The following is a 16,481-nucleotide window of genomic DNA, read 5'->3' as shown; positions in this document are numbered from 1 at the left end:
GTGTGTCATCAGGCACGGACAAGCAATGAAGCGCGACAAGGCTACAGAATATCCTTGGGATTCAAAAGTTTATTGTTGCCATGAGCGGCGGATAAGCGATGCCGGACGGACGGCCCGGCATCGGTCTGAAACGGCTGCTATCTCAACCGCAAGGTTTGGCAGCGGCCGGGGTTACTTGATGGCGGCCAGCACCAGATCTGCCACCGGACCGCCGGACGCAGGATTTTGCCCGGTAATCAGCCGCCCGTCGGCAATGGCAAAGGGTGCCCAGGGCGTGCCGGCCTTCAGATACTGAGCGCCACGCTTCATCAACTCACTCTCGGTCAGATACGGCACAACGTCAGCCAGGCCTGCCAGTTTCTCTTCTTCATTGGAAAAACCGGTGAGCTTTTTGCCCTTGATCAGCAACTCGCCGTCAGACAGTCGGATATTGAGCAGCCCCACTGCACCGTGACAAACCGACGAAACCACCCCGCCCCGCTCATAGATATGGCGACTCAACGCCTGCAACTGCGGGTTGTCCGGATAGTCCCAGATCACCCCGTGGCCGCCGGTGTAATAAATGGCGACGTAATCATCCGGGTTGACCTGGTCCGGCTTGAGCGTTGCCCCGAGGCGATTCATGAAGCCCTTGTCGTGATACCACTCCCAGTCAATCTGCGACGCCATGTCCTTGGCCAGACTGTGGGGATCGATCGGCGTGTAACCGCCCTGCGGACTGACATAGTCAACGGCATACCCCGCGGCCTCGACCTTGTGCACAAAATGCACTGCCTCGCCCAGCCACAACCCTGTGGCGCGATCGAGGTCGGGGTATTTTTCGACACTGGTCAGTACCACCAGAATTTTCTTGCTCATCGTTAACCTCCTGCTGAGAGAGACAACCCATAGGTGCTGCAGGGTAGACCATGCTGATCAGGCAACCGTTCAGCCGCTGCCGCCCCGTTGGTCCCTCAACAGGCCCGCAGTGCTTTGACCGAAGTGCCCGCTTTTGAGCCAGGGACCAGAACAGGCCATAAAGACAGGAGCGAATACAAATTCACTGCATATGGTAATAATTACTATTTACATATGCGAATAAATCTCTACCATTCCGCCCTGCGTAGTCTTTGCCATACGTCTGGCGCCCCGCTGCAAGGTGTCCGCAAAGGCGACACGTCTCCCTCCCCTCTACAGGATCTCTGAGATGCTTCGTCCCTTTATGCCCGTGATGACCGGTTCTTTGCTGTTGGCTTTTTCGGCGGCGGCCCTGGCGGCTGACGAATCCGCCGACCGGCAAGCACCAGCCGCAGGCCCGTTGCCCTCGACAGCGTCAATGTGAATGCCGAAGCCGGTATTTCAGGCACCGCCACCACCGAAGGCAGCGGCTCGTACACCACCGGGGCCATGAGCACTGCCGTCGGCCTGCCGTTGTCGATCCGCGAAACACCGCAGTCGGTGAGCGTCATGACCCGCCAGCGCATGGATGATCAGGGCATCAAAGACCTCAACGATGTGGTCAAGTACGCACCGGGCATCACCCTGCGCAAGTTCGGCGGTGACCGCCAACAGTTTCTGGCCCGCGGCTTTACCATCGATAACCTGATGTACGACGGGCTGCCCACCAGCCTCAGTACTTTCACCCTGGACACCATCGCCGGGGCTGACCTGGCGATGTATGACCGGGTGGAAGTGGTACGCGGCGCCACCGGCCTGATGACCGGTGCCGGCAGCCCCTCGGCCACCCTGAACCTGGTGCGCAAGCGCCCCACTGCTACGCCGCAAGTGAGCATCACCACCAGCGCCGGCAGCTGGGATCGCTACCGCACCGAGGTCGACGCCTCGAACAGGCTCAATGAAACGGGGACCGTTCGCGGGCGGGTAGTGGCCGCTTATGAAGACAACAAGAGCTATATCGACGTACGCGACAATCAGCGCCAGACCTTCTACGGGGTTATGGAAGCCGACCTGAGCGACGCTACCACCTGGACCCTCGGGGCCTCGAAACAGCGTGACGATGCAACCTCGGACTGGGGCAGCCTGCCGGCCGGACCCAATGGTGAAAACCTGCACTTGCCACGCTCGACCTTCCTGAGCAACGACTGGGCCTACTGGGATCGGGACAACGTCTCGTTGTTCACCGACCTCACCACCCGCTTCGACAACGGCTGGACCTCAAAACTGGCATTCGCCAAAATCTGGGCCGAGTCCAACACCTTCTCCAGCTACCTGAGTGCTGCCAAGGGCGGCGGATTCAACCAGTCGTCAGGGCAATATGACACCACCGACGTGCAGACCAATCTGGATGGCTCGCTCTCGGGCCCGTTCAGGTTGTTTGGCCGTGAACATGAACTGACCCTGGGCGCGAGCCGGCGTCAGGAAAAGTTCGACCAAAAAGGCGGCTTCTGGTCCAAGGCGACTCCGATCGATATCTACAACTTCGATCCGGGGGTCATTCCCAAGCCGGACATTGCCGATCGCACCCCGTACCAGAGCCAGAATACGGCCACCGAAGAAGGCGTTTACGCCGCCGCCCGCTTCAACCCCATCGACCCTTTGCACCTAATAGTCGGCAGCCGGCTGAGCTGGTACGACTACGACAATCGCTCGGGCACCGGCGATTACAAAGTCACCCAGCAAGTCACGCCCTATGCAGGCGTCATCTACGACCTCAACGATACCTACTCGGTTTACGCCAGCTACACCGAAATTTTCAAACCGCAAACCCAGCAGGACGTCAGCGGCGCGGTGCTCAAACCGATGACCGGTGAAAGTTATGAAGTGGGGATCAAGGGTGAGTACTTCGATGGCGAGCTGAATGCCTCCCTGGCGCTGTTCGACATGACCCAGGAAAACCGTGCCTATGCGCTGGACACCCAGCCCGCCAGTTGCCTGGCCACCAACCGCACCTGCTATGAAGCCGCCGGCGAAGTCCGCAGCCGCGGGCTGGACGCTGAAATCAGCGGTGCCCTCACCCCGTACTGGCAAGCCTCGGCTGCCTACACCCTGGTGCTGAGCCAGTACGTCAAGGACAAGTCCTTTGACAAAGGCAACCTGTTCGCACCCAACCAGCCCAAGCACCTGTTCAAGGCCGCCACCACCTATCACTTGCGCGGCGACCTGGAAAAACTGCGCATCGGCGCCGACGTACTGGCCCAAAGCGAAACCTACGGCCGGGTCGGTAATGGCCATGCGGTACAGGATGCCTATGCAGTTGTCGGCTTGATGGCAGGCTATCGCCTGGACGAGCACTGGGACGCCCGGGTCAACCTGAACAACCTGTTCGACGAAAAATACTGGCAGGGCATCCCCACCGCCAGCGGCAGCGGGACCTACGGCGACCCGCGCAACCTGATGGTCTCGCTGAAGTGGACGTTGTAAGACAGCACCTCAGACACCGCGCGGGCCTCAGGCGGTCAGCGCGGCAATGACCTGAACTTCAATGCGATAATGCTTTTTCGCCATGGGCGATTGCACACACACCCGCACCGGCGCCCCCACGCCTGTCAGCCAGGCATCCCAGGCCTGATTCATGGCCTCATAGTCCGCCATGTCAGCCAACCAGATCTGCGCCGACAGTAGATGGTTCTTGTCTGAACCTGCGGTGGCCAGCAAGGCATCGATTTTACCGAATACGTCCTGCGCCTGGTCGCTGATATCACCCTCAATCAATTGCGAGACCTGACCTGCCAGATACGCGGTGTGCTGATGGATGACGATTTGGCTGAAACGCGGGGTGGTGCCGAGACGTTGAATAGCAGAGGTCATGATGCAGATCCGTTTGGGTTAAAAGATGGGTATTTAGTTGTTGTCGCTCAGTCCGGCACCGGCGCCCAGTAGCCGCGATGCTTCGGTAGCGGGCACGTAGGTACGGGCGGCCAGTGATTGCAGATAGGCAAGGTCAGATTCGGCGACCGGGCGAACGCTGCCGGCAAGCGCACTGGCCGGATCCAGAGCATCCGTGCCTTGCTTGCAGCACACACTGACTGCGCGCTGCTGGCCGAGCCCCCCTGCGTCATTCAGAAAAACCCCGCCCAGACTGTCGAAGCCCAGGCTGCAACCCGGCCACGAGAGCTCGACGGGCGCCTTGAGGCGTCTGGCCATGGCGCTGACAAAGGGGATCAGTAACTGCGGGCTGGCCACATCGTTCAACAGAATCTGTCCGTGGCTACCCAGCAGATAAGCGTGGTCACTGAGGGCCGCGCCTGTGATCAAGGGGCACAGCGCAGCGCTGGCCCCGTGCCAGGCGCCAGCGCCGATCACTGGCGCCAGCTCGCTATAAACAACCCCGTCGTCACGCCGCAACTGCCCGGCAATCACCTGCGGGCCATCGAGACCATGGGCCGACAACCATTTCGCCGCCTTGCCGGCCTCCTCCGCCAGCCCCCAGGACATGCCCGCACCACGGGCGGCCTTTTTGCACAGACTTTCGATCTCATTCAACGATGCATGCATGGCGCTGCTCCTGACTGCCAAGACCGGGATAAGACCAGTCATCGACCAACACCTGACTCAACTCATGGGGAAAGGGGGCGTTCTGATACATGTTGATGCGCACCCAACGATCGGAACGCGGGTCGAACCGGGTGGCGCCGAAGAACGAAAGTTTGCAGCGCAGCAAGTCGATCGGCAGCAGAGCCCGGTCAATCAGGTTGTCCTGTATATCGGCGTACGGGCAGCCCGGCGCCAGCTGCACACGCCTGACCACATGCCGGTGCTCGGGATGCTCCAGCAGGAAGGTGGCCACCGTCTGCCCGTCGTCGCAACCATTGAGGGCCTGCTGCAGCCGGGAAATATCCCGCGCCACTGCCAAAGGCTGCTCCAGTGCTTCGCCCGGCTCGCTGAAGCGCTGCCCGATCCGCGGCTCGAGCTTTTCCTCGGACACATACCAGAACAGCGAGTGACTCTGTTCGGTGGAAAAATCGATGGCCGCGACCCAGGCGTAATCAGTGGCAAGAATCTGTTTAAGGGCACCCACCCCCATGCTGCCGTCCACCGCGAAACCCAGCTGTTCATCGGCCTGCATGGTTTGCCCCAGATCGTCGATCAAATGCCCGTAGGGCTCGAGCAACAAAGACACCAACTGCTCTTGTGCCTCCAGCGACAGCCGGTTTTCGGCCCAGCGATAAAGCGCATCCCATGGATACTCGCGCTGCAGAATGCCTTCGCCCATACACAGTTGCAGGGCCTTGAAGTCCTGTTGCAACTCGAGGATGCGCTGCCCTTGCAACGGGTGGTCCGAGTGCCAGCTGCGGGCGTCGGCTTGTGCGCGGCGCACAAAATCCACAAACATTCCCTGCTCCGCAGGCGTTGGCCGGCGCACTGCACGCACTCGCTGCAGCGCTGTTTCCCGGGCTTGCACCCAGTTGTTTAAAAGCATCGGGTGATTCAACAGAAAAGGTGCCATGCCCAGGCCCGTGGAGTTGCCCAGGCCGAAACGGCGGCGAATTCCGGGCTCCAGCACTACCGCCGTGCCCGGGGCCTGAACCTGTGCCAGATGCTCCACCAGATCGACGCTAAAGGCCCGAATCAGGAACACCGTGAGCATTTCCGCCTGAAAAGGTGCCGACAGCTCGGGGCGCGCGGCCACCGACTCACGATCGGCCGCGCCAAACTTGCCGCTGCCATAGACCGCCGTGGTGCGCATCAGGTAACCCACCTGCTCGACAAAAGCGCAGTCCGGCTGGCGGCCTGCGGCCAGTTCCTGCAGCACATGGTCAAACAGGCGCACCGAGCGGTTGGCTCGCGCCATGCACAGCTCACGGGACGACACGCGGCCCGCTTCCTGTTTCGGCACATTGGCTTGCAGGCGCTGCAGCTCGACTTCATCAGGAACCCCGTCGAACAAAGCGAAAGTGGCATCCCAGGCCGTGGCAATCACCCGGTCAGAGCGCAGCGCAGGGTCCAGATCATGGGCAAAGGCCACCAGGCTATATGCGCGCTCCGGCCCCCGGGCCACATACACGGCCCGGCCGACGCCCTGCCCGTCGATGCTCCAGACCGTGCGCTGGAACTGCCACTGCTCGCGCTTCAAGCGGCGCAGCAGTTGGCGCATGAACGACAGCCGGGACTGATGAAAGGCACCCAGGCGCGCGGCCTTCATGACACGGGAAGGTGGTCGCAGTTGCATATCAGATCACTCCCTGGTCACGCGCCATCTGCCGGGCAATGCGCACGGCATCCCACACAGAGGGCAAAATCAGGATCGACACAGGTACTGCCGTGATCACGATAAACGACTGCAAAGCTGTGATTCCGCCTTCACCCAGGGTGATCAGAATGGCGCCGACCACTCCCATGCCGACCGCCCAGAACACCCTCAGCCAGGTTGGCGACTCGCCATGATCGGTACTGATGGCCATGGCCACGGTGTAGGACATCGACCCGGCACTGGTCACCACCGAGAAAAAACTCAGGAACAGAAACAGTGCTGAAATCAAAGTAGGCATCGGCATCGCTTGGGCAACCCCCAGCAACAGTGCTTCAGGTTGCACCCCGTGGCTGACCACACTGCCCGGCGAACTCAGTTCCAGGCCAATGCCGGTACCACCCACCAGGGTGAACCAGACCATGGTGATCAGGGGCGCCGCCACCGACAGCAAGCCCACCACTTCGCGGATGCTGCGGCCGCGGGAGACCCTGGCGACGTAGATCCCCATCATCGGTGCATAACCGATAAACCAGCCCCAGTAGAACAGCGTCCAGCTGTTGAGCCACTGGCTGTCGTCACGGTACAGGGCAGTCTGGAAAAAACTGGTCACATGCAAGGCCAGGCCTTGCACGAAGGTCTCACTGAGAAACAGAGTCGGGCCAAAGATAAACAGAAACGCGGCCAGCCCCAGCATCAGCCACACATGGACCTTGCTGACCAGACGCAGACCGCCCAGGCCCACCACGCACGACAGGGTGTAGATGGTCGTGACCGCCAGAATCACCATGGCCTGGGTAGTAATGGTATCGGGCACGCCCCACACCGAGTGCAGGACAAAAGCGATTTGCAACCCCAGAAAACCCACTGGCCCGATGGTGCCGGCAACCACGGCAATAATCGCCGAGGCATCCGCAATCACGGCGATGGGCCCTTTAAGCGCTCGCTCTCCCAGCAATGGATAAAGCAGGGTTCGCGGCATCAGCGGCAGTTTTTTCTCGTAGTGCAGGTACATGTACACCACGGTCAACAGGCTGCCGAGAACGGCCCAGGCCATGAACCCCCAGTGCAGGAATGACTGCGAGAGTGCCGCCACCGCGGCCGGCGCACTCTGCGCCGCCACGCCGAAGTAAGGCGCAGGTTTCATAAAGTGCGACAAGGGTTCGGCAGCCGCCCAGAAAGCGCCGCCACCGGCCAGCAGTGCACACATGATCATCGACACCCAATTGAAGGTGCTCATGCCCGGTGTGCTGTTCACCCCGCCAAGGCGGACCCGGCCGACCCGGCTGAAACCGATATACAGGCTGGAGGCAAATGTCAGCAGCATCAGCACTTGCCAGTACAGGCCAAAGTAATGGGTGCCCCAGGAAAACGCTCCGCCGATCAGGCCGGACAGGGTTTTCAAATCAATCAGGGCAATGATCAGGAACAGCAGGAAGAAGCCGCCACTGATCCAGAACGTTGACCAGTCGAGTTTGCCGATAGCACTTTTACGAAGCGTGCAGGGTTCACTCCCCACCAAAACTTCAGTTGGAATTTCCATTGAGCCTCCCCTCCGAAGAGAGTTGTCGATCGCCAGTATTGTTATTGTTGGAAGTACTTTTGTTGTTATTGCGCGATGTCCTTGTCGGCCTTGCAGTTGCGAATCCGGGTGGCTGAAATACTTTAAATCGCGATATCTACGGTGCGAGCCGTGGTGCTATTGCGGGCATCTTCGGGTACAAAGCCCGCTTCGAAAAACCGCAGCCAGTTGCCGCCCATCAGGGCCGCTATATCGGCAGGCCCGAAGCCTGTGGCAGCGAGGCCTGCTTCAATGTTTACGAAGTCGCGGTTGTCACGGAACCATTCGGGCTGGTCTGGAAACCCCGGATTTGCCGCAGAACCTTCGCCGTAGTCGACTTCCTTGGTCCAGCGCCCCACCCGCATCCACTCAACCACGCTGTAAGGCTGGTCCTGGCACAGGTCGGAACCCAGCCCGAGGTGTTCGACCCCCACCAGATCGGCCGTGCGGGCGACCATCTCGCAAAAACTTTGCAAGGTGCAGGCGCTCTTGCCGTGCAGGTGATGGGGGTACAGAGAAAAACCGAACATGCCGCCGCTTTGGCCCAGCGCCTTGAGCACCTGGTCGGACTTGTTGCGCAAGGCCGGATGCCAGAACGCCGGGTTGGCATGGGTGATCGCAATCGGTCGCTGCGAGTGCTCAATAGCCTCCAGGGTGGAGCGGTCGGACGAGTGCGACATGTCCACCACCAGCCCCACACGGTTCATCTCGCGCACCACCTGCTTGCCCATGCGGGTCAGCCCGGTGTCATGTTGTTCATAACAGCCGGTGGCCAGCAGCGACTGGTTGTTGTAAGTCAGCTGCATAAAGCGCGCACCCAGGGCATGGACCACTTCCACCAGGCCTATGTCGTCTTCGATCGGCGACGGGTTCTGAAAGCCGAAGAAGATCGCCGTGCGCCCGGTCTGGCGCGCCAACGCGATGTCGCCGGCCCATTTGCCGTGCAGGATCAAATCGCTGAAGCGCTCGAACAACAGGTTCCAGGCTTCGATATTGGCCACCATTTCACGAAAGTTTTCGTGATAGGCGATGGTGACGTGCACCGCATCAACCCCGCCGTCGCGCATCTGCCGGAAGATTTTCTCTGACCAGTTGCCGTATTGCATGCAGTCAACCCGGGGCCCGCGCACAGCGAATGGTCGGGCCGGATTCATAGCGGCTCTCCTGCGGCGATGTAGCCGGTTTTTACATGGGTATAAAACTCGACGGCCGACCGGCCTTGTTCCCGCGGGCCATAACTGGAATCACCGCGCCCACCGAAGGGCACGTGGTAGTCAGTACCGGCGGTTGGCAGGTTGACCATGACGCAGCCGGCCCGGGCATTGCGCCGGAAATGGCTGGCACGGGCCAGCGAGCGGGTCATGATCCCGGCAGTCAGGCCAAAACGCGTGTCATTGACCAGCGTCAGGGCTTCATCATAACTGCCGATCTTGATTACACAGGCAATAGGCGCAAACAGTTCCTGGCGATTGATCAACATGCTGTTGCGGGTTTCAACGAACAACGCGGGGGCCATGAAGTGACCGGGTGTGGCCAGTTCCAGAGGATTGCCTCCGGTGATCAATTCAGCGCCTTCCTGGCGCCCCAGCTCGACACTGGCCAGGTTGCTGGCCAATTGCGCAGCGCTGGCAACGGGGCCGATCTGGGTTCCCGCTTCCAGGGCGTGCCCCACTTTCAACGCCCGGGTAGCGGCGACCAGCTTTTCGACAAAGGCATCGTGCACGCGCTCGTGCACGATCAGCCGCGAGGACGCAGTGCACTTTTGCCCGCTACCGCCGAACGCACCGTTAACCGCGCAGGTCACGGCAAGGTCCAGGTCGGCATCATCCATGACTGCGAGGGCGTTCTTGGAGCCCATCTCCAGCTGCACCCTGGTCATATTGGCCACGGCAGCGGCGGCAATCCCCTTGCCAACTTCAACCGAGCCGGTAAAGGAGATGGCACTGATGCCCGGATGTTCGATGAGGGCCTGACCAATTTGCGCCCCGGCGCCCATCACCAGATTGAACAGGCCTTTGGGAATGTCCTGGCGGGAAATGATTTCGCTGAGGATGACAGCACAGGCCGGGGTCAGATTGGCCGGTTTCCAGACCACGGCATTGCCGAAGGCCAGTGCCGGAGCAATCTTCCAGCAGGCCGTGGCCATCGGGAAATTCCATGGCGAGATAATGGCCACCACACCCACCGCCTCGCGACGCACATCGATTTCAATGCCATCACGTACCGAGTCTGCGCTATCCCCCATCTGGCGCAGGGTTTCGGCTGCGTAATAGGTGAAGAACTGGCCGGCCCGATACACTTCGCCAGCACCTTCAGCCAGTGGCTTGCCCTCTTCACGGGACAGCATCTGACCGATTTCGGCGCTGCGATTGATCAACTCCTGACCAATGGCCATCAACACTTTGTAGCGCTGTTCGATACCGCAACGGGCCCAGAGTTTTTGCGCATGGGTGGCGGCTTCGATGGCTGTTTCCAGTTGCTGCGAAGAAGCCTGTGCGTAGAGGCCAATCAGATCCCGGGTATCGGAAGGGTTGCGGTTTTCGACTTCAGCCTGGCCCTTGAGCCACTCACCGGCGATGTAATTCAAATTGCTGTACGTCATGAATTCCTCCTGACTGGCATGCCATGAATCGGCATCGCCTGTAACTGTTATGGAGGAGATTATGAGCGGCCAGACTATTAAGTAAATCTAGTAAATTTTAACGACAGTTAAGTATTATTTAAACAAAGCCTTGATCTGCGAACTGACCGCCATGAGCATCAAAATCACCAATTTGCAGTTTTTCGTCGCTGTCGCCACCAGTCAGAGCCTGACCCAGGCCGCCCAACGGGTGCATCGCACACCGGCGGCCGTCTCGCTCTCGCTCAAGCAACTGGAAGAGGAGTTGGGCGGCGCGCTATTTGAAGGCGAGCGCAAAAACCTGCTCAGCCCCCTGGGCAGGTTTGTCTTGCAGGAGGCGCAACGCGAGCTGACCCACTTCGAGCGCACCATCACCACCATCAAGACCTATGCCAAGGCCGAAACCGGGCTGGTGCGGGTGGCAGCGGTACCGTCATTCGCCATCACGCTATTGCCACCGCTGCTCAAGCACTTCCATGAGCAATACCCGCAATTCCACCTTGATATCCGCGACATGGACTCCGAAAAAGTCGTCCAGGCGGTTCTGGCCGGCGAAGTGGATATTGGCATCGCCACCGTGCCGGCCAGTATTCCGAACATCAATCAGGACTTTCTGTTCTCGGACGCCTTTTGCGTGGTCTGCGCGGCCAATAACCCGCTGTGCTCACTCGCCCGCCCGGTACGCTGGAGCGATCTGGAAGGTCATAACTTCATCAACAGCGGCCTGGGAGCAGACATCAATGCCGCGGAGTTTCGTCACATCAGAGACCAGTCGACCCTCAGCGTCAGAAACACCACTTCATTGCTGGCTCTGGTTGCCCAGGGCATGGGCGTGACGCTGCTTCCCGAATTGCTCAGACGCTCGGCCAGTAGCACTGACCTGCGCTTTCTACCCCTGGAAGACGAGCGGATCATGCGCTCGGTCAGTGTCATCACCCCGCCCAGGGACTCGCTCAACCACGCCTCGTACACCTTTGTGAAAGCCCTGAAGGCCAGTCGTTTTCCGTAGGGACGCCGCTGGCTGTACGACTTACTGCACCAGCAACAGTGATCCCGAAACGAAAGCGAAGATCAGCACGAACCGGCGCAGGCGTTTCTCGTTGATCATGTGCCGGGCCCGGTAACTGGCAAGCACGCCGAGCGCCAGGGGCAAGCACAGGATCAGCACCGGTTCGACTTGTCCGGCCCGTAGATGACCGCCTGCCGCCAGTACCGCCAGCGAGATCAATTCGCCCACCAGAAAGCACAGGGCAACCGAGCCTCTCAAAGTGGCAACCGGAGAATGCTGGTACACCAGAGCCAGAGGCGGACCGCCCACCCCGGTGGCCGTTTCGGTGATGCCGGTAATGACTCCCGTCGAAATAAGCGCCCGCCGGCCGGGGACGAATGAGGGGGCCACCCAGGTGGCGATGCAGGCCGCAATCGTAGACAGGCCGATCAATATGTTGAGTTGCGAGAGCGGCAGCCAGAACAGAATCCAGACCCCGCCAAAGGTTCCTGCAAAGCGCCCCAGAGTGATCCACGAACTGCCTCTGAAATCGATTGCCGCCCGTTCGCGCCAGGCGATGGCGGCATTCAGGGGCAACATCAGGATCAATAAACTGATGGGCAATGACTCTGGAGCCAGCAAGCCCATGACCGGCGCCACGATAAGGGCGAAGCCCATTCCGGTGGTGCCCTGGATCAGGGCACCACATGCGACGGCTATAGCGATGATGTAAATCGGATCGAAAGGTAAGCTCATGTTTTACTCATCTACTCGCCGCGCAAAAGCACAGACGGTAACGGATGGACTTTATGAATGGGTGCCCGACTCACAACATCCCGGGCCAGAGCATCCACTTGACGCATGAGGGCCCGGGCATCCCAGTCGGTGGGCCAGCCCTGCCACAACCGCACCTTGCCCTGCACCACAACGGCCTGGATCTGATCGCGGTTGGCCAGCCGGACCAGGTCCCAGGTCAGGTTCCAGGACGGCAGCAGTTCCGGTACCGCCAGGTCCACCAGCAGAAAATCGGCCGCCAGACCGGGGGCAATTTGCCCCGTGACCTTGCCTAACCCCAGCACCTGGGCTGCGTCCCGGGTGCCCATGTCGAGCCACAGTTTGCCGCTGCCGCACACCGAGTCCCCTACTGGCAAGCCGTGGGCGAAACGCTGGGCGGCTTCGGCATAATCCAGAAGGCGGAACCCGTCACCGCGGGTACCGTCTGTGCCCAGCCCCACTGGAATACCCAGGCAGTGCATCAGATGCGCCTGTGCCACCGCATTGCCTTTCCAGGCACTGGCAACCGGGTTGTAGCTCACGGCGGCGCCACTATCGCGCAACAGGCAAATTTCATTCGGTGTGAGCAATGTGGCGTGTGCAAGCAGAGCCCCGGGGCCCAGCGCTCCGGCCCGGTGCAGGTGCTCCAGGGGGCGCACGCCATAGAGTTCCAGCGAACGTTCGACGGCCACCAGGTGTTCATTGACATGGCTCTGGAATATGCGTCCCGCCTCGTGGCACAGACCGTAGACCGCCTTGAGGGTCGAGTCGGTGGCTATTTCCGGAATGGGGATTGCCAATGAAGGCGTGACCAGTGTGTCGTTGTCCCACTCTGACAGGTGCTGCTCTGCCCTGGCGAGAATCGCACCTGCCTCCAGTACCTGCCCGCCCTGAAGGTCATTGCAGGTCTTGGCCAATACACAGCGGATGCCCACTTCATGGACGGCCCGGGCAATTGTCTCGACCCCCTCTCTGGATCGGGTACCCGCATCACATACGGTGGTGAAACCACCCCGCAGGGATTCAAATGCCGCCAGCTTGCTGGTCAGGTACAGCAGGTCGGTATCGAGGGAGCCTTCCAGTGGTATCCAGATACGTTTGAATATTTCTGAAGGCTCACCGAACACCAGCCCCTTGCCGAAACTCTGGCTCAGATGGTGATGGGTATCGATAAACCCCGGCATCAATAATTGATCATCAAGGCGCAGCACTTGATGATCGGGATAACGGCCCTGCAAAAGTGCCAAAGGCCCCACATCGGCGAAGCAGCCATTTTCAATCAGCACGGCATGTTCGCGGCGCGGCCCCTCAGGGAGCATTAGCCATTGGGGAGCCAATAATTGACCAGAGGCAACAAGCTGTTGCGGTGAAGACAGTAAGTGAGTCGCAGAGCTGGAATCCATGGAGATGCCTTTTTGTTTGAATCAGTTAATCAGCTTGGTCTTGGCGGCAACTGAGGCTGGCTGGCGACCAACGCAATGGAATACAAAGTTCATCAGTGCCGCAGTCAAGGCCCCCATGGCGACGCCGTTGCCCAGCAGGCCGGCAAGGCCGTCCGGGAAGTGGCTGTAGACCCCCGGGACCAGAATCGGCAGCAGCCCCACGGCCAGGGCCACAGACACCACGTACATGTTGCCGTGGTCGCGCAGGTCCACTTTGCGCAGCATGTCGATGCCCATGGTGCCGACAATGGCAAACACGATAAGGCTGGTGCCGCCGACCACGGCTTGGGGCACGCCCTCGATCAAACGCGCCAGTGGCGCAAGCAGTGCAAAAAGCAGTAACAGCAGCCCTGAAACGGCAGTGACATAACGGGAGCGGACCCCGGTGGCACGAATGACACCTATGTTTTCTCCGCTGGTAATAATCAGTGAGGTGCCCATAAACCCGCCCAGAATCGAGGCCAGCGCATCCCCGCGGATGGTTCGCACCACATCGCGGTTTATATCCAGGGGCTTGTCGACGGCTTCACTGATGGCGACGGTCTGGCCCGTTGCTTCGACCATGGACACCAGACAGAACAGCATCAGCGGAATGGAGGCGAACAGATCGAATTGCGGGACCCCGAACGGCATCAACGTGGGCAGGTTCAGCAGGGGCAACAGGCTCAACCGCGAGCTGTCGAATGCCCCCAGAGCCACGGCCAGCAAGCTGCCACCAATCAAGCCAAGCAAAATAGACAGCTGACCGAAGGTTCCACGCAGCAGGCGTGAACACAGCACCGTGATAAAGATGGTTGAGAAGGCCAGCAGGAGTTGCTGTGGCGCGGCGAAACCGGCAGTGCCCGGCTCCCCCACAATGAGCTGGCCCGAGAGTTTGACCAGATTGACCGACACCAGCAGCAACATGGTACCGACCACCACAGAGGGAAAAAAACGCAGCAGCCGGCGAAAAACCGGGAGTACCAGAAAGTAGAAAAAACCCGTCAGGATCACTGCGCCCGAAGCAGTGGCGACCCCGTTTTGCTGGGCAATCAATATGAACAGCATGATCGGGGCTCCGCCGGGGAGCATGATGAAAGGCAAGCGCGAGCCACATCCGCGCAAGCCCAGTGACTGCAAGAGCGTCCCCAGGCCGCAGACCAGAAAGGTGGCACTCAACAGCTGAAGGGTTAAGTCGCTGGAAAATCCAAGGGCGGTCGCCATCAGAAAAACCGACGCTATGGGTGACGCCGCCATCACCAGCACATGCTGGCCGCCAAACAGCAGCAGTTGGCGCCATGGCAGAAACTCATCAACAGGGGAAACGGGTTTCTTATTGTTATCCGACATATCCCACCTCTACGTTAAGCCAGCATCAACGGCTCATTGAGTGATTGTTCCAGACGCAGCCTTAACGATGAACATGCAGATAAATCCGCGCCAAAATCGATTTACACATGCCGCCCAAATCGATTTGGGTGGAATGTAGTCCTGTTCAATTAACCTGTCAACGGCAGACCCCGGGCAACCCGGCTTGAGTAGCTGATCCGGGTCAGGAGGCGTATAACTCGGCCCATCGTTTATTGAGTTTCCCTACCTATGCCCAGCAGCAGCTCTCGTCGCCCCACCATTGCTGATGTAGCCAGTGCCGCTGGTGTGTCGCGTACCACCGTCTCCCATGCGCTCAATGACCGCGGCCAGGTCGACCCCCAGACCCGGACCCTGGTAAAGGAAGTCGCCGCCCGCCTGGGCTATAGCCCGAACCTGCGGGCGCAGCGCCTGCGCACCGGGCGCGCCAACTCAATAGCCCTGCTGTCATCCATGCCCTTTGCCGTTGCCGGCGGATCTTCACGCCTGGGGTTTTTGATGGAAATCGCTGCCACCGCGATGGAGGCTGCATTACGTCAGGGCGTGGCTCTGGTTCTGGTGCCACCGATGGAGGGAGCGCAGGATTTGCTGGATACCCTGGATATTGACGGGGCAATCATCATCGAGCCGGTGGCAAACGACCCGCACATTGCCCGCTTGCGCAAGAGAGGAGTGAAGCTGATTTCAATTGGACGCCAGCCCGAGACCGACGATCCGGTGCCGTACATTGATATGCATGCAGACGTTGCAGGTGCCCTGTTGCTGGAGCACTTGCACGCACAGGGCGCCCGCCGGACCGGTCTGATAATCGGCGCTCAAAGCAGGCACTCCTATGTCGATATGGAGCATGCCTATCGCGCTTACTGCGCCTCCACTGACCAGCCCGTCGCCATCGTGCGGGCGGATGAAGCCGGAGGCGAATCAGCCGGCGCTGAGGCCTGCCTGCAATTATTGGAGGAGTACCCGCAACTGGACAGTTTGTGCGTCCCGGTGGATGCCTTCGCCACTGGGGCCGTACAGGCGTTGACGGCAAGAGGCTTGAAGGTGCCGCAGGATGTAAAAGTGGTGACGCGCTATAACGGCTTGCGGGCGCGGGAATGCAACCCGCCCTTGACGGCCGTGAACATGCATCTCGAACAAATCGCGGCCCAGGCCATCGAGTTACTGTTCGAGCAAATCAACAATACCGGGCAACGTCAGCGCATGGATGCGCCCCTGGTGACCCTGGTGGTGCGAGACTCAAGCGCACAGTCAGACGGCCCCCCCCGGCACTGACCCCTACAGCGGCACCACAGCGGATGGACCGCCCTGGCCGACAGCGCCGGTCACAAACTTCGCCACCTGGGCATGGGACAATGCCCGGGCATCCGCCAGCTTCTGCAGCCACATTGCCAGGCGCGTCACGCAACCGGGCTCCTGTCGGGCGACCGGGTCCAGATGGGCAAACAGATCCTGCACCAGCACCTCGGCCGACTGGCTCAGATACTCCGACTTTATTGCCCCGGCAATTTGCCCGGCCAGTTGCGCGACATCCGGGTTACTGGCTTCCAGCTCGAGCATTCGCTGCGCATAGGAGGACGTGACGGGTAACGGCATAAAGGGTTTTCCTGGGTGATGGAGGG

Annotated in this window: 15 protein-coding genes; 4 read left to right on the top strand and 11 right to left on the bottom strand. The window is 60.2% G+C overall.

All coding sequences use genetic code 11. The features are described from left to right. Positions 1 to 171 precede the first annotated feature (171 nt). Positions 172 to 858 carry a type 1 glutamine amidotransferase domain-containing protein gene (locus EQV90_RS12715; protein ID WP_003441320.1) on the bottom strand — a complete coding sequence of 229 codons (687 nt, stop codon included), beginning with the start codon at positions 856 to 858 and terminating at the stop codon, positions 172 to 174. A 328-nt stretch (positions 859 to 1,186) separates the two neighbouring features. Here EQV90_RS12715 and EQV90_RS21700 point away from each other — a divergent pair, with 328 nt between their 5' ends. Together EQV90_RS21700 and EQV90_RS12710 are read left to right on the top strand one after the other, a co-directional pair. After that, entirely contained in the window at positions 1,187 to 1,321 is a 135-nt protein-coding gene (locus tag EQV90_RS21700; RefSeq protein WP_276617527.1) for a hypothetical protein, read from the top strand. Continuing rightward, complete coding sequence (locus tag EQV90_RS12710; protein WP_240878173.1) at positions 1,318 to 3,360, top strand: TonB-dependent siderophore receptor; 2,043 nt, start codon at positions 1,318 to 1,320, stop codon at positions 3,358 to 3,360. Before EQV90_RS21700 ends, EQV90_RS12710 begins: the two co-directional genes overlap by 4 nt. A gap of 27 nt (positions 3,361 to 3,387) precedes the next feature. On the opposite strand, the gene EQV90_RS12705 is transcribed toward EQV90_RS12710, so the two are convergent. The 6 genes from EQV90_RS12705 to EQV90_RS12680 all read right to left on the bottom strand — a co-directional run bounded on the left by EQV90_RS12705 (position 3,388) and on the right by EQV90_RS12680 (position 10,290). Further along, entirely contained in the window at positions 3,388 to 3,747 is a 360-nt protein-coding gene (locus tag EQV90_RS12705; protein ID WP_003441314.1) for a RidA family protein, read from the bottom strand. Positions 3,748 to 3,780: 33 nt separating this feature from the next. Beyond that, on the bottom strand, positions 3,781 to 4,434 hold the full coding sequence (locus EQV90_RS12700; protein ID WP_003441312.1) for a DUF3726 domain-containing protein: 654 nt from the start codon (positions 4,432 to 4,434) through the stop codon (positions 3,781 to 3,783). Next, positions 4,415 to 6,109 (bottom strand): hypothetical protein, encoded by a 1,695-nt coding sequence (locus EQV90_RS12695; RefSeq protein ID WP_240878172.1) that lies wholly within the window; start codon positions 6,107 to 6,109, stop codon positions 4,415 to 4,417. Before EQV90_RS12695 ends, EQV90_RS12700 begins: the two co-directional genes overlap by 20 nt. Position 6,110: 1 nt before the next feature. Further along, complete coding sequence (locus EQV90_RS12690) at positions 6,111 to 7,670, bottom strand: BCCT family transporter (protein ID WP_003441305.1); 1,560 nt, start codon at positions 7,668 to 7,670, stop codon at positions 6,111 to 6,113. Positions 7,671 to 7,792: 122 nt separating this feature from the next. Next, complete coding sequence (locus EQV90_RS12685) at positions 7,793 to 8,842, bottom strand: membrane dipeptidase (RefSeq protein WP_003441301.1); 1,050 nt, start codon at positions 8,840 to 8,842, stop codon at positions 7,793 to 7,795. Continuing rightward, positions 8,839 to 10,290, bottom strand: coding sequence for an aldehyde dehydrogenase family protein (locus tag EQV90_RS12680; protein ID WP_010655847.1), 1,452 nt, complete (start codon positions 10,288 to 10,290; stop codon positions 8,839 to 8,841). Before EQV90_RS12680 ends, EQV90_RS12685 begins: the two co-directional genes overlap by 4 nt. A gap of 151 nt (positions 10,291 to 10,441) precedes the next feature. On the opposite strand from EQV90_RS12680, the gene EQV90_RS12675 reads away from it, so the two are divergent. After that, the gene (locus EQV90_RS12675) at positions 10,442 to 11,317 is read left to right on the top strand and encodes a LysR family transcriptional regulator (RefSeq protein WP_003441296.1); all 876 of its coding nucleotides are present in this window, start codon (positions 10,442 to 10,444) and stop codon (positions 11,315 to 11,317) included. Positions 11,318 to 11,338: 21 nt separating this feature from the next. Here EQV90_RS12675 and EQV90_RS12670 read toward each other — a convergent pair whose 3' ends face one another. From EQV90_RS12670 to EQV90_RS12660, 3 genes are all read right to left on the bottom strand, one after another. Beyond that, entirely contained in the window at positions 11,339 to 12,052 is a 714-nt protein-coding gene (locus EQV90_RS12670) for a sulfite exporter TauE/SafE family protein (protein ID WP_010655849.1), read from the bottom strand. A gap of 11 nt (positions 12,053 to 12,063) precedes the next feature. Further along, the gene (locus EQV90_RS12665; RefSeq protein ID WP_232286840.1) at positions 12,064 to 13,356 is read right to left on the bottom strand and encodes an amidohydrolase family protein; all 1,293 of its coding nucleotides are present in this window, start codon (positions 13,354 to 13,356) and stop codon (positions 12,064 to 12,066) included. 138 nt (positions 13,357 to 13,494) lie between these two features. Next, complete coding sequence (locus EQV90_RS12660) at positions 13,495 to 14,841, bottom strand: solute carrier family 23 protein (protein ID WP_003441288.1); 1,347 nt, start codon at positions 14,839 to 14,841, stop codon at positions 13,495 to 13,497. Between the two features lie 249 nt (positions 14,842 to 15,090). Between EQV90_RS12660 and EQV90_RS12655 the strand changes: the two genes are divergently transcribed. Next, positions 15,091 to 16,134 (top strand): substrate-binding domain-containing protein, encoded by a 1,044-nt coding sequence (locus tag EQV90_RS12655; protein WP_240878171.1) that lies wholly within the window; start codon positions 15,091 to 15,093, stop codon positions 16,132 to 16,134. Between the two features lie 3 nt (positions 16,135 to 16,137). Here the strand turns inward: EQV90_RS12655 and EQV90_RS12650 are convergent, their stop codons facing one another. Continuing rightward, on the bottom strand, positions 16,138 to 16,455 hold the full coding sequence (locus tag EQV90_RS12650; RefSeq protein WP_003441282.1) for a hypothetical protein: 318 nt from the start codon (positions 16,453 to 16,455) through the stop codon (positions 16,138 to 16,140). Between the last annotated feature and the right edge of the window lie 26 nt (positions 16,456 to 16,481).

The sequence above is a fragment of the Pseudomonas sp. TMW22089 genome (assembly GCF_022496645.1).
In the GTDB taxonomy this organism is placed as follows: Bacteria; Pseudomonadota; Gammaproteobacteria; order Pseudomonadales; family Pseudomonadaceae; genus Aquipseudomonas; species Aquipseudomonas paraversuta.
The sequence above is the reverse complement of the archived record's forward strand: the minus strand, read 5'-3'. Positions and strand labels throughout refer to the sequence as shown.

Excerpts from the sequence above, each read along its gene's own strand:
- EQV90_RS12715 (WP_003441320.1), bottom strand. The coding sequence starts at position 858 with ATGAGCAAGAAAATTCTGGTGGTACTGACCAGTGTCGAAAAATACCCC.
- EQV90_RS21700 (WP_276617527.1), top strand. The coding sequence starts at position 1,187 with ATGCTTCGTCCCTTTATGCCCGTGATGACCGGTTCTTTGCTGTTGGCT.
- EQV90_RS12705 (WP_003441314.1), bottom strand. The coding sequence starts at position 3,747 with ATGACCTCTGCTATTCAACGTCTCGGCACCACCCCGCGTTTCAGCCAA.
- EQV90_RS12700 (WP_003441312.1), bottom strand. The coding sequence starts at position 4,434 with ATGCATGCATCGTTGAATGAGATCGAAAGTCTGTGCAAAAAGGCCGCC.
- EQV90_RS12695 (WP_240878172.1), bottom strand. The coding sequence starts at position 6,109 with ATGCAACTGCGACCACCTTCCCGTGTCATGAAGGCCGCGCGCCTGGGT.
- EQV90_RS12690 (WP_003441305.1), bottom strand. The coding sequence starts at position 7,670 with ATGGAAATTCCAACTGAAGTTTTGGTGGGGAGTGAACCCTGCACGCTT.
- EQV90_RS12685 (WP_003441301.1), bottom strand. The coding sequence starts at position 8,842 with ATGAATCCGGCCCGACCATTCGCTGTGCGCGGGCCCCGGGTTGACTGC.
- EQV90_RS12680 (WP_010655847.1), bottom strand. The coding sequence starts at position 10,290 with ATGACGTACAGCAATTTGAATTACATCGCCGGTGAGTGGCTCAAGGGC.
- EQV90_RS12675 (WP_003441296.1), top strand. The coding sequence starts at position 10,442 with ATGAGCATCAAAATCACCAATTTGCAGTTTTTCGTCGCTGTCGCCACC.
- EQV90_RS12670 (WP_010655849.1), bottom strand. The coding sequence starts at position 12,052 with ATGAGCTTACCTTTCGATCCGATTTACATCATCGCTATAGCCGTCGCA.
- EQV90_RS12660 (WP_003441288.1), bottom strand. The coding sequence starts at position 14,841 with ATGTCGGATAACAATAAGAAACCCGTTTCCCCTGTTGATGAGTTTCTG.
- EQV90_RS12655 (WP_240878171.1), top strand. The coding sequence starts at position 15,091 with ATGCCCAGCAGCAGCTCTCGTCGCCCCACCATTGCTGATGTAGCCAGT.
- EQV90_RS12650 (WP_003441282.1), bottom strand. The coding sequence starts at position 16,455 with ATGCCGTTACCCGTCACGTCCTCCTATGCGCAGCGAATGCTCGAGCTG.